General features: G+C 43.8%; 14 protein-coding genes. 8 read left to right on the forward strand and 6 right to left on the reverse strand.

From position 1 onward, the window contains the following. Positions 1 to 91: 91 nt before the first annotated feature. Both RMY27_RS03970 and RMY27_RS03975 read right to left on the reverse strand, forming a co-directional pair. Positions 92 to 907 carry a RodZ family helix-turn-helix domain-containing protein gene (locus tag RMY27_RS03970; protein ID WP_322660623.1) on the reverse strand — a complete coding sequence of 272 codons (816 nt, stop codon included), beginning with the start codon at positions 905 to 907 and terminating at the stop codon, positions 92 to 94. Positions 908 to 936: 29 nt separating this feature from the next. Further along, on the reverse strand, positions 937 to 1,695 hold the full coding sequence (locus RMY27_RS03975; protein WP_322660625.1) for a pseudouridine synthase: 759 nt from the start codon (positions 1,693 to 1,695) through the stop codon (positions 937 to 939). A 134-nt stretch (positions 1,696 to 1,829) separates the two neighbouring features. Between RMY27_RS03975 and RMY27_RS03980 the strand changes: the two genes are divergently transcribed. Then, positions 1,830 to 2,543, forward strand: coding sequence for a DUF2993 domain-containing protein (locus tag RMY27_RS03980; protein WP_322660627.1), 714 nt, complete (start codon positions 1,830 to 1,832; stop codon positions 2,541 to 2,543). 191 nt (positions 2,544 to 2,734) lie between these two features. On the opposite strand, the gene RMY27_RS03985 is transcribed toward RMY27_RS03980, so the two are convergent. Beyond that, positions 2,735 to 3,625, reverse strand: coding sequence for a phosphatidate cytidylyltransferase (locus RMY27_RS03985; RefSeq protein ID WP_322660629.1), 891 nt, complete (start codon positions 3,623 to 3,625; stop codon positions 2,735 to 2,737). A gap of 254 nt (positions 3,626 to 3,879) precedes the next feature. Next, a complete protein-coding gene (gene cbiT / locus RMY27_RS03990) occupies positions 3,880 to 4,482 on the reverse strand; it encodes a precorrin-6Y C5,15-methyltransferase subunit CbiT (RefSeq protein ID WP_322660631.1) in 603 nt (200 codons plus the stop codon). A gap of 93 nt (positions 4,483 to 4,575) precedes the next feature. On the opposite strand from cbiT, the gene RMY27_RS03995 reads away from it, so the two are divergent. Next, positions 4,576 to 5,979 carry a serine/threonine-protein kinase gene (locus RMY27_RS03995; RefSeq protein ID WP_322660633.1) on the forward strand — a complete coding sequence of 468 codons (1,404 nt, stop codon included), beginning with the start codon at positions 4,576 to 4,578 and terminating at the stop codon, positions 5,977 to 5,979. 81 nt (positions 5,980 to 6,060) lie between these two features. After that, positions 6,061 to 6,234 (forward strand): twin-arginine translocase TatA/TatE family subunit, encoded by a 174-nt coding sequence (tatA, locus tag RMY27_RS04000; RefSeq protein ID WP_094348761.1) that lies wholly within the window; start codon positions 6,061 to 6,063, stop codon positions 6,232 to 6,234. A gap of 48 nt (positions 6,235 to 6,282) precedes the next feature. Here tatA and cphA read toward each other — a convergent pair whose 3' ends face one another. Then, entirely contained in the window at positions 6,283 to 8,988 is a 2,706-nt protein-coding gene (gene cphA / locus RMY27_RS04005; RefSeq protein ID WP_322660635.1) for a cyanophycin synthetase, read from the reverse strand. A 174-nt stretch (positions 8,989 to 9,162) separates the two neighbouring features. Further along, positions 9,163 to 10,026, reverse strand: a complete 864-nt coding sequence (locus RMY27_RS04010) for a cyanophycinase (protein WP_179068376.1) — start codon at positions 10,024 to 10,026, stop codon at positions 9,163 to 9,165. A gap of 583 nt (positions 10,027 to 10,609) precedes the next feature. On the opposite strand from RMY27_RS04010, the gene trmD reads away from it, so the two are divergent. The 5 genes from trmD (at position 10,610) to RMY27_RS04035 (ending at position 15,137) form a co-directional block, all read left to right on the forward strand. Further along, positions 10,610 to 11,341 carry a tRNA (guanosine(37)-N1)-methyltransferase TrmD gene (gene trmD / locus RMY27_RS04015; RefSeq protein ID WP_322660637.1) on the forward strand — a complete coding sequence of 244 codons (732 nt, stop codon included), beginning with the start codon at positions 10,610 to 10,612 and terminating at the stop codon, positions 11,339 to 11,341. A gap of 48 nt (positions 11,342 to 11,389) precedes the next feature. After that, positions 11,390 to 11,875: a 2-C-methyl-D-erythritol 2,4-cyclodiphosphate synthase gene (ispF, locus tag RMY27_RS04020; RefSeq protein ID WP_322660639.1), complete on the forward strand. Its 486-nt coding sequence runs from the start codon at positions 11,390 to 11,392 to the stop codon at positions 11,873 to 11,875. 61 nt (positions 11,876 to 11,936) lie between these two features. Then, positions 11,937 to 13,718: an ABC transporter substrate-binding protein gene (locus tag RMY27_RS04025; RefSeq protein ID WP_322660641.1), complete on the forward strand. Its 1,782-nt coding sequence runs from the start codon at positions 11,937 to 11,939 to the stop codon at positions 13,716 to 13,718. 79 nt (positions 13,719 to 13,797) lie between these two features. Continuing rightward, positions 13,798 to 14,586: a nickel pincer cofactor biosynthesis protein LarB gene (larB, locus tag RMY27_RS04030; protein ID WP_322660643.1), complete on the forward strand. Its 789-nt coding sequence runs from the start codon at positions 13,798 to 13,800 to the stop codon at positions 14,584 to 14,586. A gap of 344 nt (positions 14,587 to 14,930) precedes the next feature. Next, positions 14,931 to 15,137 (forward strand): hypothetical protein, encoded by a 207-nt coding sequence (locus tag RMY27_RS04035; protein ID WP_322660645.1) that lies wholly within the window; start codon positions 14,931 to 14,933, stop codon positions 15,135 to 15,137. The last annotated feature ends 72 nt before the right edge of the window (positions 15,138 to 15,209 follow it).

The following is a 15,209-nucleotide window of genomic DNA, read 5'->3' on the forward strand; positions in this document are numbered from 1 at the left end:
CTTGCAACAAGTCTTTCCCCTTGTCCCCAATTCTCCTTGTCTCCTTGTCCTCTTCACCATGCCCCATGCCCAATGCCCCATAAACCATATTTCAAAACTTAGGCTTTGCAGCAGCAATCCTAACTTCTTCCTCTTTCCCCGGTTCTCCCATTTTCTTAGCTTTCTCTTGATTAACGCTCACCAACACACCACCAGCATTATCAGTTTTTACTGTCAGTTGCTCTTGGGCTTTCCAAATTCGGTGAGTTCCCTCTGGCAGAATACCCTCGAACTCGGTTTTGCCATCGGCTATTACACGAATCCAAGATGAAGCTTTCAAAGTCACACCAACCTGGACAACCTGTCCCTTTTGGACACCACTCAGGGTATTACTGATAGGTTGTACCTGCGTTGACTCTTTTAGTTGAGCTAGTTCTGGTTTAACAACAGACTTTTGTTTTGGATATGGCTGGTTTGGGCTATTACTCGCTTGTAGTAACGCGTTATTTAATAACTGAGATAACCCATTTACAGAACATACTATTAGCAATATGTAAAGAAAGTAAAGATGAACTGGACGTAGTTGAGCCAAGGGTGAATTATTCCCCCTACTCAGAGGGCTAACTTGTGCAGAACTGATCGGAAAAGTGCCAGAAAGTTCTACTCCATTCAAACCTAGTGCATCGGCAAATTGTCTGATTAAACCCTGAATATAAACTGGTTCTGGTAGATCGTTTAAATTACCTTCTTCGATCGCCTGCAATAATCGTCGGGGAATCCGAGTCAATGCAACCACTTGCTCTAGAGATAGACCCTGTTCTTGACGCAATGCCCAAAGTTGAGCGCCTAACTCTGCCAACTTTTCGGCTCGTTGTTCCTCTAATGAAAGTGATGGCTGGTGCTTATTCTTCTTTCTTAGCCATTTCATGCCTACTGACACTCCTTAACTCCACTGAATCAATAATTAGGTTGCGTTATCTGATCTTGCAAAAAGTGAATCTCACGATCTTTGAGGGAACGATATTTACCCTCTGACAAAAAGGGTTCTTTGGGAGTTTGTAATTGAATTGGGCCGATAGCAGTCCGATGCAGTTTGATGACTGGGTATCCTAACTGTTGAGCTATACGGCGAATTTGGCGATTTCTTCCCTCCTGCAACACTATTTCTAAAACGCTTTCCTCGGTACGACGTTCGATTAGGCGTACCTTAGCGGGCCTGGTTTTTCTACCTTCCAACATCACACCTTGACGCCACGTCTTTAGTACTGTTTCTGAAGGATGTCCTTTGACCAAAACATGATATGTCTTGGAAATACTGTGACGTGGATGGGTTAGTCCAAATGTCAGTTCTCCGTCATTAGTCAGGATTAATGCTCCTGTAGAGTCTGCATCTAGACGGCCAACTGGGTGAATACCTGAACCCTCCCGTAATTCTTTCGGTAGTAGATCCAGGACTGTTGTTCTGCGATGAGGGTCGTAGCAAGTAGAAACCACTCCTGCTGGTTTGTGCAGCAATAGATATATTAAAGCCGGACGCTGCTTTTGGGATACAGGCTGACCATCAATTGCGATCGCATCTTTTTCGGGATCAACTTTTTGACCTAAATGTGCCAATACCCCATTAATCCGCACTCGTGAGTGCCTAATCATTTCTTCGGCTTCACGACGTGAGGCGATACCCCATTGAGCAAGAATTTTTTGTAACCGTACCTCCATGTGGAAATTGCTTATTTACTGTTATCAATTAAATGATATTTGCATTTTGTAGCGAGTAGGCATAAATGTTACATTTAAAGCTTATTTAATTTCGGTTCGGTTGTAGAGCAAATACTCATAAACAGATTGGTTAAATGCCAGAGCAAAATCCCCAAACAACAAGTGGAAATAAAATCCGCATAATTACGCAGGTACTCACAACAGCAGTCAAGCTCTGGTTGAGATCGCAGACCAGCCAAATCTCTGAACTAGAAGTGGAGATTAAAGCTAGCGATCGCCAACTTTTCTCTGGACGCATTCCTACGGTATCTGTTTTTGCAACTCATGCAGTTTATCAAGGTCTCCTAATTACACAAATTCAATTAATAGCAGAAAATATTCGGGTAAATATCGGTTCCGTACTCAAGGGAAAACCTCTGCGACTGTTAGAAACAGTACCCGTGGTTGGCGATTTGATCGTAGACGAGAAGGATCTGAATGCTTCTCTCTCATCAGACTTATTATCGACTGCTTTGAGCGATCTCTTGGTTAAGGTTTTACCAAAAGATGATCCCCAGTCACAACCAATCAAGTGGCAAGAAATTCTCCTTGGGAACAACCAAATTATACTGCGAGGTTTCAGAGTAACCAATAGTGAAACAACGCCTCTAGAGATTTGTCTGGGCTTACAATTACTCAGTGGACATGAGTTGCAACTGGTACACATCCCAATGAAGTGCGATCAAGAAGATATATTAAAAGATAATTATGAGTACAATCTGGATCTTGGCTCAGACGTTGATATCGAAGAATTAACGCTGATCCCAGGCAAGCTGGTGTGTCGTGGGCGGATTAACGTTAACCCTTGACGATCAAAAATATTAATACCCTATTTTAAATGATGTGGCGTCTCTCGGAACAAGAGCAGGGGTACAGGGGAGAAGTTGCAGTAAGTTTTTCTCCTCTGCGCCTCTGCCCCTCTGCCCCTCTGCGCCTCTGCCCCTCTGCGCCTCTGCCTCTTGTGCCTCTTGTGCCTAATAACCAATGCCCAATGCCCAACTCACCATTTACTAAGTAGTGGCAAAAGTAATGTCACAAAATAGTAAACCAAAGGAGCAGTAAAAATATAACTATCAGTACGGTCTAAAATACCACCATGACCGGGAATTAACTGCCCAGAATCTTTAACTCCAGCATCCCGCTTGAGCATAGATTCTGTGAGATCCCCTAAAAGACTAGCAATACCAATCAGCAAACCCAATGCTAAACCAGTGAAGGGGGATTCAGGCAAATGAAGATAATAAGCTCCTGCTATGGCTACGGCAACACTTGAAGTAATACCAAATACAGCACCTTCGACAGTTTTTTTCGGGCTAATGTCAGACAAACGGGTTTTCCCAAAGAATTTGCCAATGGTGTAAGCACCGATATCAGCTGCCCAAATACAAAAAAAAGTCAGTAGTGTGGCTGTAAAACCTTGTGCTAATGAAGCGGAATTTGCCTTTTCCCAGAAATCTGTCCAGGTTGTGGGCCAGTAGCCCCCGAAAGGGAGATTACTAAAAGCAGCGCTATCAATTGCTCGTAATCGCACCCAGTAACTTGGTAAATAACCTACGTAAAACAGCCCCATAATAGAAGCGGAAACATCAGCGATCGTGGCAAATTTGGGTTGAAACAGCAGGTAAAAACAAATAAGTGTGCCAGCTATTGGCATCACAGCCTCGGCTAAACTGCCATCAAGGGTACAAATTACTAGCAAGACTTGGCTGACAGCCATAGTGGTTTTAGCGGCGGGAGCGATGCCTCTGGCTCGCACCAAATTAAAATATTCCTGTTGACCCAAAAAGATGATGACCGCAAAGATGATGGTAAAGTACCAACCCCCCAAAAGGGTTGCGGAAAGAGCAAGAGCGATCGCAACAATTCCACTAATAATCCGAGACCAAGGCATAAAAGTATTTTGGATTTTGGATTTTGGTGAGGTAGCCCCCGTCTTGGCGGTTCCCGTCGATGGGGGACTACCGAACCCGAAGGGATTTTGGATTAGAGATTAGGTATTCAAGATTAGGGATTGGTAATTGTGACTTTGTTTCTGATGACATATCACCTAAATCCCCAATCTAAAATCTAAAATCGTTCGACTGAGCGACTTGCCTTAAGCGAAGTCGAAAGAAGCCGAAGTCTAAAATCTAAAATCTTTTTGATTTAGTCTAGTTTCTCACCACTGAGGATAAAAATGGGATCGGCGGCGGTAAAGGTTTGAGAAAAGCCGCGTGTTTCTAGGCGGTTAACCGCAGATTGAACGACTTCGATATTTCTAGCTCTTAATAGGGAAAAGCTCTGGGAAATAGCATATAGACTTTCTAGATTAGCAGCTGTGGCTACAACCCGACCGAATGGCGGCAAATAATGCCAAGCTGCTTGCAGAATTTCCTGAATAGGTCGTCCTCCCTCAATACAAACGCGATGAGGGGTAATTTTTAGGTCATGTAAACATTCTGGGGCGCTGCCTTCAACAACTTCGACATTTTTCACATCAAAGCGATCGCAGTTACGCTTGATCAGATTAGCTACTTCTTCATCCCTTTCGATAGCGATAATCTGTCCACCTGGACACAATAGCCCCACCTCTACCGGAATTGTACCTGTCCCTGCGCCAATATCCCACAACACAGAATCTGATTTTAGCCGCAGTTGAGAAATCAATAGCAGTCGGACTTCTCGCTGGCTCAGGGGAATTCCTGGCAAATGCTCAAATAAGTCATCGGGAATACCAGGGGTAATATAAGGCCAAAGTTGGGAGGGCATAGAATTACGCAATTATACTAAAGATATCGATTTGCCAAATTGAAAAGCTATCAGCTATAAAACTTTTCAACCGTAGCATTATAAGAAAACATAATGATTGGTGAAATATTAGGCGAACGCTACGAAGTTCAGCAGCTATTAGGAAAAAAAGCAGGGCGGCGGACGCTATTAGCTCGTGATTTGCAAACTCAGAAATTAGTTGTCATTAAATTACTCTCTTTTAGTAGTGACTTTGAGTGGGATTCACTCAAGTTGTTTGAGCGAGAAGCCGAAACTCTAAAAAACCTAGCACATCCCTCAATTCCTGGCTATTTAAACTATTTTGAGGTAAATTTACCAACTATCAAAGGATTTGCTCTAGTACAAACTTATATCCCTGCACAAACTTTAGAGCAATGTTTACAAACTGGGCGGACTTTTACCGAAGCTGAAGTCAAACAGATAGCCAAAGCACTTTTAGAGATTCTCGTTTACCTACATGAACTACATCCGCCTGTAATTCACCGTGATATTAAGCCTAGCAATATTTTATTGGGGGAGCGTTCTGGAAATAGTGTCGGTCAAGTTTATTTGGTAGATTTTGGCTCAGTGCAGACTATCCTAGCTAGCGAAACCGGGACAAGAACTGTGGTAGGAACTTATGGTTATATGCCACCAGAGCAATTTGGCGGACGCACTGTTGCAGCATCTGACCTTTATAGTTTAGGTGCAACCTTAATTTATTTAGTGACGGGTACTCACCCAGCCGATTTACCCCAAAAGGATTTTCGCATTCAGTTTGAACAATTGGCTAATCTCAGTCCCAGCTTTAGCAATTGGTTAAAGTGGATGATTGAACCTAATTTAGAACGGCGTTTGAGTTCAGCTGACCAAGCACTCGCAGCTTTAAAGAAACCACAACCAACAAACTTGCCGACTTTGGTTGTTGGCAAACCAGATGGGAGTAAGATTCAACTAACCAAAAATGGGGATTCTCTAGAAATTATCGTTCCACCATCTGGTTTTGATCCATCAATAATATTTACAGGTTTGTTTGCGATCGTCTGGAATTCATTTATTCTCTTTTGGACAATTGGCGCACTTTCAGCACCTTTTCCTGTCAACATCCCCTTTGCGATGTTTTCACTTCCATTTTGGGGTGCTGGCTTGATGATGGTGTATAAATTTTTCTTTCATTTTTTTGGACGCATCTGCTTACGCCTGAATCCCGAACAAATTTCCCTAACTTGGGAGTTGTTTGCTTGGAAATTTTATCGTCCCCGTGCCTCGCCAAGGCAAAGTATTAATAAATTAGTTTACATTCCCAAACATTTTACGAAAGATTCTGAAGGTACGAGAATTGCCGTTCCCGCACAATTGGATATTTGGGTAGGAGTAAAAAAATATCAACTTGGTGGTAGTGATGGTGCAATTAAATCGGAAGCGGAACTGGAATGGCTAGCTCAGGAATTAAGCGATTGGTTAGGTTTGCCAATTACCAATCCAATTAGAAGTTAGTTGCGCTCATCAGTGGCGAACTTATGGGATGTGAGCCATCAATGTCTATATTTAATTACAGATGCCTTAGAGGAAATTTATATGTTTGGACTGGGATGGCCAGAAATAGCTGTAATTAGCATAGTCGCTATTCTAATTTTCGGCCCAAAAAAAATTCCTGAACTGGGAACTGCACTGGGCAAAACCCTACGAGGTTTTAAGGAGGAGATGAAAACTCCCAGCGAGGAAACCAATCAGGAAGAAGAAAAACAGTAATTAAAGGAGTCAGGAGGAGCCAGCACACTGCTTTCTCCTGATTCCTGACTACAGCAAAGTATTAACCACAGAAGAAGGCGCGATCCCATTTTGGGAATCGATGACACTTGTGCCGGGATTTTGTTGGTGTGTCTCTTCCTTCGCTAAACCACGCAGCTTAATTAACTTAATTGCGCGAGTCACGCTTTCTGGCAAAATGACCACCAGACTGTTATCAGGAGCCATATCTAAGCCTTTATTGATGGCTTGGGTTTCATCCAGAATTGATTCATAGCGACTATCAGGCTTAATTTCCGTGATGCCTTGAATAATTAACTGGGCAGCTGAACCACGTAAGCGTCCCCGTGTATCATCGTCTTCTTTGATGATGATATAATCAAAAATTTGTGCTGCTAATTTACCCAAAGTAACAAAGTCTTCGTCACGGCGATCGCCAGGGCCCCCAATTACGCCAATCCGTTGTCCTGTAGTCCAGTTCCGCACAAAGGAACCTACCGCTTCGTAACTGGCTGCGTTGTGGGCATAGTCCACCAAAGCGTGGTAGTTGCCCAAATTAAATAGATTCATTCGTCCCGGTGTTTGGCTAACTGAAGCCCGGAAGGTCTTCAAACCAGCACGAATCTGCTCAATTGTGACGTTTTGCACAAACGCTGCCAAACTTGCTGCTAAAGCGTTGGCAATCATAAACGGCGCACGTCCGCCCATTGTTAAAGGTATATTTTCAGCTCTTTCTATGCGGTGTGTCCAATCACCTTTAACAATTGACAAATAGCCATTTTCATATACTGCCGCTACTCCACCCTTTTGAATGTGCTTCCGCACTAATTCCGAATCGGGATTCATGGTGAAGTAAGCAATATTAGCTTTAGTTTTTTCTGACATGGCGGCGACGCGGCGATCGTCGGCGTTAAGTACCGCATAGCCATCAGGGAATACAGCTTCCGCTACTACGCTCTTGAGGTTAGCTAACTGCTCAATGGTATCTATATCGCCTATTCCTAAGTGGTCGGCAGCTACATTCAATACTACTCCTACATTTGCGGCTTCAAAGCCCAATCCAGAGCGGAGAATGCCACCGCGAGCCGTTTCCAGCACTGCTACTTCTACTGTGGGATCTTGGAGGATCAGGTGGGCACTTTGAGGGCCTGTATTATCGCCAGATTCTACTAAGTAATCACCGATGTATGTTCCGTCGGTAGTAGTATAACCTACTACTTTTCCAGTCTGTTTATAAATATGTGCTAGTAGTCGAGTAGTGGTGGTTTTGCCATTAGTACCCGTGATGCTGAGGATAGGAATTTGGCTAGATTGTTCGTTGGGAAACAGCATATCCATCACTGCGCCAGCAACGTTGCGGGGAATACCCACGCTTGGCGCAACGTGCATCCGAAAACCGGGAGCAGCGTTAACTTCGACAATCACGCCATCCACTTCCCGCAGAGGACGGCTAATATCTGTGGTGACGATATCGAGTCCAGCAATATCTAAACCGATAATCTTAACTACTCGTTGTGCCAACCAAAGATTTTCTGGGTGAATTTCATCGGTACGGTCAACGGCACTACCACCTGTACTCAAGTTCGCTGTTGCTCTGAGATAACAAATAGTGCCCTTGGGTGGCACGCTATTTAGGGTGTAACCTTGCCTTTCTAGTAGCTGGTAGCTGGTGCGGTCTAGTTCAATCTTGGTTAAGACGTTATCATGTCCTTCACCGCGATTTGGGTCAAGGTTTGTTTCTTCAATCAGTTCGGCAATGGTGGATCTGCCGTTGCCAATGACATGAGCCGGGACACGTTCGGCTACTGCTACTACTTTCCCATTTACAACTAGTACCCTATGGTCGCGCCCAACGTAATATCTTTCGACAATAATTGACCGGGAAACTTGTCTGGCAGCTTCGTATCCAGCTTCAGCTTCTTCCCAAGTTCTGATATCAATGGTGATCCCACGCCCATGATTGCCATCTAGTGGCTTGATGACGATGGGATAGCCGCCAACGAATTCAATGGCTTGTTCTAAATCGTCTAAAAAATTGATTACTGTACCTCTGGGTACTGGCGCACCAGCAGCAGCAAGGATACGTTTAGTGGCTTCTTTATCGCAAGCTAGTTCTACGCCCAGAATGCTGGTGTTGTCCGTCATTGTGGCCTGCATTCGCTTCTGGTTTACGCCGTAGCCTAGTTGAATCAAAAAGCGGGCTTCCAGCGACATCCAGGGAATACCTCTTTTTTCTGCTTCTTTAACGATCGCTTCTGTGGAAGGGCCTAATGAAGCATCACGGGTAAAGTCTTTCAGGTCTTGGATATCTTGCTCTAGTTCTGCCTTGGGATAACGGCCTCGATCAACGATACTCTGGCATAGCCGTACTGCGGCTCGTCCAGCGTAGCGTCCCGCTTCCTCATTCAGATACTCGATTACTACTTGGTAAATTCCGGGTGTGGCAGTTTCGCGGGTGCGACCAAAGCCGACATGCATACCAGCTAATTCTTGGAGTTCTAAGGCTACGTGTTCCACTATGTGGCCGATCATAGTGCCTTCTTTGACTCGCATCAGAAAACCACCGCGACAGCCAGGCGAACAATAGTGACCCTCCAGACTCGGCAGCGCCTCAACTAATCCTTCATAAAAGCCAGGGATTTCATTCGAGGGCGTCTCGGCGAGGGTTTCTAAATCGAGGCGCATGACGATCAGTTTGTGGCGTCGAATGCTCCAATAGTTTGGGCCGCGTAATGTCTGGATCTTGAGGATTCTCATGGGAATAGGTAGATGGAGATTCGGAACCAAAATTCTAGTTTCTTACTGGAATTGACCGCTAAACTGTTCGTTAGAAACAGTTTTTTCTTTTTACATGGTATTCTTATCATTTTTCTACGGTAAGAAATAATAAATGTGCGGTCAACTCAGTGTAACCTCAGATACTCTATCCCGTCAGCTGGAGATTCGGTGTACAGCAGGCAATACAGTCCGCTGGTACAAGTGGAAGCGATCGCCGTAGCTGAGGATATGGAGACGTAAATTATGTACGGTTAAGGGTTCATTAGCACCGACATGGGGTTCGTTAGTATGGGTCAGTTCGGTGGGATCGACAATGGTGACACTGCCTTTACCCATAACTTGTAGCCAACCATCACGTTCAAACACTGCACAAGTATCTTCGTCAATGCCAATACCTAAGCGATCGGGATGAGCTGAGATCGCACTAATCAGTCGCCCCATCCGATTACGGTTGTGAAAGTGTTGGTCAACGATTACTTCCGGAATAAATCCCAAACCCGTTGCCATATCCACTAGGGAACGATTGGGCGTCTCTCCACTACCGCCGCCAGCAATCATGTGATGCCCCATTACCGCCGCTCCTGCACTGGTGCCTGCTAACGTAAGTTGCCCCGCCCTCACCCGCTGACGAATAATTTCCATTGCTGGCGTATCTGCCAATACGCCACAAAGACGCAGCTGGTCTCCTCCTGTCAAAAATACCCCACTACAGGCTTCTAAGGATGCTTTGATCTGGGAGGCTTCACACTGTTCTCGTTCGCGGATGTCTAAAATCTCTACCTTCTGGGCACCCATTTCTTCAAAAATGCGAATATACCGGCCACCGATGATGGCAGGTTCGCGAGAGGCAGATGGAATAATTGTAATATAAGCCTTACTAGCACCGGCGCGTCCAAAAAAAGTTCGTAGGATTTCGCGCCCATGAACTTTATCTTCTGCACCTCCGATAACCAGAACGGCGGTTTTAGTTGCTTGGGGTGTCCTCATTTCTAGCGATTTAGCTTGTAATTGCGGCATTTTGGTTCTCCTGTCAACAACTTCAGGAGCCATCGCTTTGGACGGGTTCCCCGGCTTGTGGCGAATGGCGTGTGAATTTAACAAGGTTCAGTTACCTGATAATTTTTGCGCTTTGCAACTTTTGAGAGGACACTTTTTGGAAGTCTGGAACTGGGGAAAGCCACTCTCCAAATTCTCGTTTAACGCTCGCGTTGCCTCAGTCTAAACGTGTTTGTTCCCATTCCTCAAAGTCAGCGCCTTGTTTTTCACCTGTCCACTTGCAGCAGGGCAAAATAGTCTTTGAGTAGCTAGATTCCCCTTTAGATTTGGGGACAAGCAATTAAGACTACGCTTTTTTCTGAGGCTGGCTTGATGCATCCTGGAAGTTGTTAACTTGATATGATTATTAATTTAAATGTAGTTGTGACAACATTTAAACATAAATTAAGTAATTAGAAAAACTTTTGATCCCATCTAAAATCCAGGAGGTCTGGTAGTTTTAGATACTATTGATAAAGTTTAACTGGAGTTTAACCCGACCTTGGCTTGCTGGTGTTTGCTAGACATTCAAATTTAAGATTAGTGTCCTCGAATACGAATAACTGTGCGCTTTGATATAGTTACGCTTTTTCCTGACTGTTTTAACTCTGTTCTCAATTCTGGGCTACTAGGTAAAGCCTTAGCCAAACAGATTGCCGAAGTGCATCTGATTAATCCACGGGACTTTACCACTGACAAACACCGAAAGGTAGATGATGAACCCTACGGCGGCGGCGTTGGGATGCTAATGAAGCCAGAACCTATTTTTACCGCTGTGGAGTCGCTGCCGATTCTACCCCGAAGAGAAGTAATTTTGATGAGTCCACAGGGTCAAACAATTAATCAACCTCTTTTGAAAGAATTGGCGACGAATTATGACCAGTTAGTAGTTATTTGCGGGCATTACGAAGGAGTGGATGAGAGGGTGCTGCATTTGGTAACTCGTGAAGTATCTTTAGGCGATTTTATTCTGACCGGTGGGGAAATTCCAGCAATGGCTTTGATTAATGGCGTCGTGCGGCTGCTCCCAGGAACCGTGGCCAAAACTGAGTCCCTGATAGCAGAAAGTTTTGAAGAGGGGTTATTGGACTATCCCCAATATACTCGTCCTGCGAATTTTCGCGGTTTGAAAGTGCCTGATGTCTTGCTCAGTGGGAATCATGCCGCGATCGCAAAGTGGCGTTACGAACAACAAATTCAAAAAACCCGCGATCGCCGCCCGGATCTGTTGGAGAAATGGGAGCAGGGGAGCAGGGGAGCAGGGGAGCAGGGGAGCAGGGGAGCAGGGAGAGAATAATAATTTCTAACTCCTGACAAATGACAAATGATAAATGACAAATGACAAATGACAAAAATTCGTATTGGTAATGGCTACGATATTCACCAACTGGTGAGCGATCGCGCTTTGATTTTAGGTGGAATTCAAATTCCCCATGAACTGGGTTTATTGGGGCATAGTGACGCTGATGTACTTACCCATGCAATTATGGATGCCATGCTTGGGGCATTATCCTTGGGGGATATTGGTCATTATTTTCCTCCTAGCGATCCCAAATGGGCAGGAGCAGATAGTTTAGTACTATTAAATCAAGTACATCAACTGATTCGGGATCAAGGTTGGCAGGTGGGAAATATTGACTCGGTGGTAGTAGCAGAACGTCCTAAATTAAAGCCACATATTCACAATATGCGCGACAAACTAGCGGCAGTTTTAGAATTACAACAAAATCAAATTGGTATCAAAGCTACCACTAACGAAAAATTAGGCCCCGTTGGGCGTGAAGAAGGTATATGTGCTTATGCAGTTGTCTTACTAGTTGCTTCAGAATAACTTTTTTGAGATTTTGATCAAGATATTTCAGACTGATTAAGATGGAAATAAATTTGAAACTATGAAAGTTTTTAGAAAAATATTTTTGGCAATTAAACGTTTTTGGTTGCCAATAATTCTAACTTCAGCAACAGCACTTACACTTACCGCCTGTAACCCAACTAACTTCAAAAGTGCAGCTGCTCAAGTACCACAATTAGTAAGCGCTATTCTCAGCGATCCCAAAACTTTTAATTATCCTCTCAGTCAGGAGTCCCCGAATGTTTTTCCTTTGATTTATGAAGGATTAACTACTGAAAACCCGATAAGTGGGAAAATCGAGCCTTCTTTAGCGGAATCTTGGGAAATTTCGGATGACAAATTACGGTTTGTTTTTACTCTACGCCAGGGATTAAAATGGTCTGATGGCAAGCCTTTAACAGCCGATGATGTAGTATTTACCTTCAACGGTATTTATCTTAACGAAGCGATTCCCGCAGATGCTAGAGATGTGCTGCAAATTGGTGAAAGTCGGGCATTGCCAAAGGTACGAAAAATCGATGCTCAACGGATTGAATTTACTACTCCAGAACCATTTGCGCCATTTTTGGGAACTCTAGGACTACCAATTTTACCTGCCCATACCCTAGAACCATTTATTAAGACAAAAGACCAAGATGGTAAGCCAATATTTTTGTCTAAATGGGGCGTTGATACTCCTCCAGATCAAATTATCGTTAACGGTCCTTACAAAATAGAGCGCTACGACACCAGTCAGCGTGTAGTGTTCAGGCGCAACCCCTATTATTGGCGAAAAGGGCCAAAAGGAGAATCCCAGCCTTATATTGAAAGGATTGTGTGGCAAATTGTAGAATCAACAGATACCTCCTTGCTACAATTTCGTTCTGGTGGATTAGATACTGTAGGAGTCTCACCAGATTATTTTTCTTTGCTAAAAGTGCAAGAAGAGCAGGGAAATTTCAAAATTTTCAATGGTGGCCCTGCAACTGGTACAACGTTTATTTTGTTCAATTTAAATAAAGGTAAAAGGGATGGAAAACCATTGGTTGATCCAGTCAAGTCGCGTTGGTTTAATACTGTAGAATTTCGGCAAGCAGTAGCCTATGCGATTGACCGACAAACAATGATTAACAATACTTTTCGGGGTTTGGGTAAACCACAAAATTCACCCATTTCCGTGCAAAGCCCTTATTATTTGTCACCAGAAGAAGGTCTAAAAGTTTATAACTACAATATACAAAAGGCGAAGGAACTGCTATTAAAAGCAGGATTCAAATATAACAACAACCAACTAATTGATGATCGAGGAAACCGCGTCCGCTTTTCGTTGCTCACCAATGCTGGTAACAAAATCCGCGAAGCAATTGGATCGCAAATTAAACAAGACCTGAGTAAAATTGGTATTCAAGTCGATTTCACTCCTCTAGCGTGGAATACTTACACAGATAAGCTGTCAAATTCATTAGACTGGGAAGTTTCTATGCTGGGTCTGACTGGTGGTTTAGAACCAAATGATGGAGCTAATGTCTGGTCTCCTGAAGGTGGATTACATATGTTTAATCAGAAACCCCAAGCAGGACAAAAACCAATTCAAGGTTGGGAGGTGGCTCCTTGGGAAGCAGAAATTGCTAAGTTATACATTCAAGGGGCAAGGGAATTAGACCCAGCAAAGCGGAAAGAAATTTATGCCGAAACCCAAAGGATTACCCAAGAAAATTTACCGTTTATTTATCTAGTTAACGCTTTATCAATGTCAGCAGTGCGTAATCGCTTTGAAGGTATTCAATACTCTGCACTTGGTGGCGCATTCTGGAACATTCACGAAATCAAAATAACAAATTAGTCATTAGTCATTGGTCATTACTTGCAGATAAAAATAAATGACAAATGACAAATGACAAATGACAAAGGACAAATGACAAATGACCGATGAAAAAACTTTGCGATCGCTCCTCGAAGCGGTTGCTAATGGTAAAGTTACGCCAGATACGGCATTAGACTCACTTAAAGATTTAACTTATGAATCTGTAGGTGAGTTTGCCAAAATTGACCACCATCGCCAGCTAAGAACTGGTTTCCCAGAGGTGATTTGGGGGCCTGGTAAGACTCCCGACCAAATTGCTCAAATTATGGAAGTGATGCGCCTCCGCAACCCGGTGGTGATGGCAACTCGCATTGAACCAATAGTTTATACCACACTGCAATCAAAAGTTAGCGGTTTGCGATATTACGAATCGGCGCGAATTTGTGCGATCGCTCCCCCTACCATCGAACCACAATTTGCGGGTGAAATTGGCATTCTGTCTGCTGGTACTGCCGATTTACCTGTTGCTGAAGAAGCAGCTGTCACTGCTGAACTTTCTGGTTTTAAGGTACAGCGCCTCTGGGATGTTGGCGTTGCTGGGATTCACCGCTTATTAAGTAACCGCCACCTGATTGAGTCCGCATCGGTGTTAATTGTTGTGGCGGGGATGGAAGGCGCTTTACCCAGCGTTGTCGCAGGTTTAGCAAGTTGTCCCGTGATTGCCGTACCAACCAGCATTGGTTATGGGGCAAGTTTTGGTGGTTTAGCACCTCTATTGACAATGCTTAACTCTTGTGCTGCGGGAGTAGGCGTAGTAAATATCGATAATGGTTTTGGTGCAGCAGTTTTGGCGGGACAGATTTTGCGGACTGCCGAGAAATTGCGGTTGGCATCAGCTGCATCTTGAGTTAAGACATTGAAGTTACATCCAATATTTCAGTAAATATCAGTAATTAATATGAAGAAGGGCAAAGGGGAAAGGTGAAAGGGGAAAGGGAACCCCATACTTTAAAGCAAGGGTTTTAAATAAAGACGCTGATTTTTCTCTCTGCGAGAAGCCAAGGGCGAACCCACTACGTGTCTCAAAATCTTCTTTTTTTGTTCGACCTATTTAAAAATAGGAGCTTTGTACCTTGTGGGGAAAAGTTCTTTATTCCTGCCCTTTCCCCTTTCCCTTTCCCCTTTTCCCCTTCTTGGTAAAGAATAAACTGATGCTGAAATTTGCCACCCATAACTTCTTAATCATCAAAGATGAGCAATTACAGCGATTTGACATCTCAGTTACTTTGGCATTTGCCTGTAAATTGGACAGGCCTAGCACAAACAATCACCGATCCAAACGTTATGGGTCAGATTCAAAAAGCTTGGGGCCACTTTATACAAACAGGTCAAGTGTGGGCATTGTTGATTGGTTTAGTCATTGGCTATATGATTCGGAATCTAACTAGCTACGGTTAAATTTAAAAGTTAGGAGTTGAAAGTGAGGAGTGAGAAGTTAGGAGTCAAAAACTCATAACTCCTCACTCTTAA

It is taken from the genome of Nostoc sp. DedQUE09 (assembly GCF_034530915.1).
GTDB lineage: Bacteria > Cyanobacteriota > Cyanobacteriia > Cyanobacteriales > Nostocaceae > Nostoc.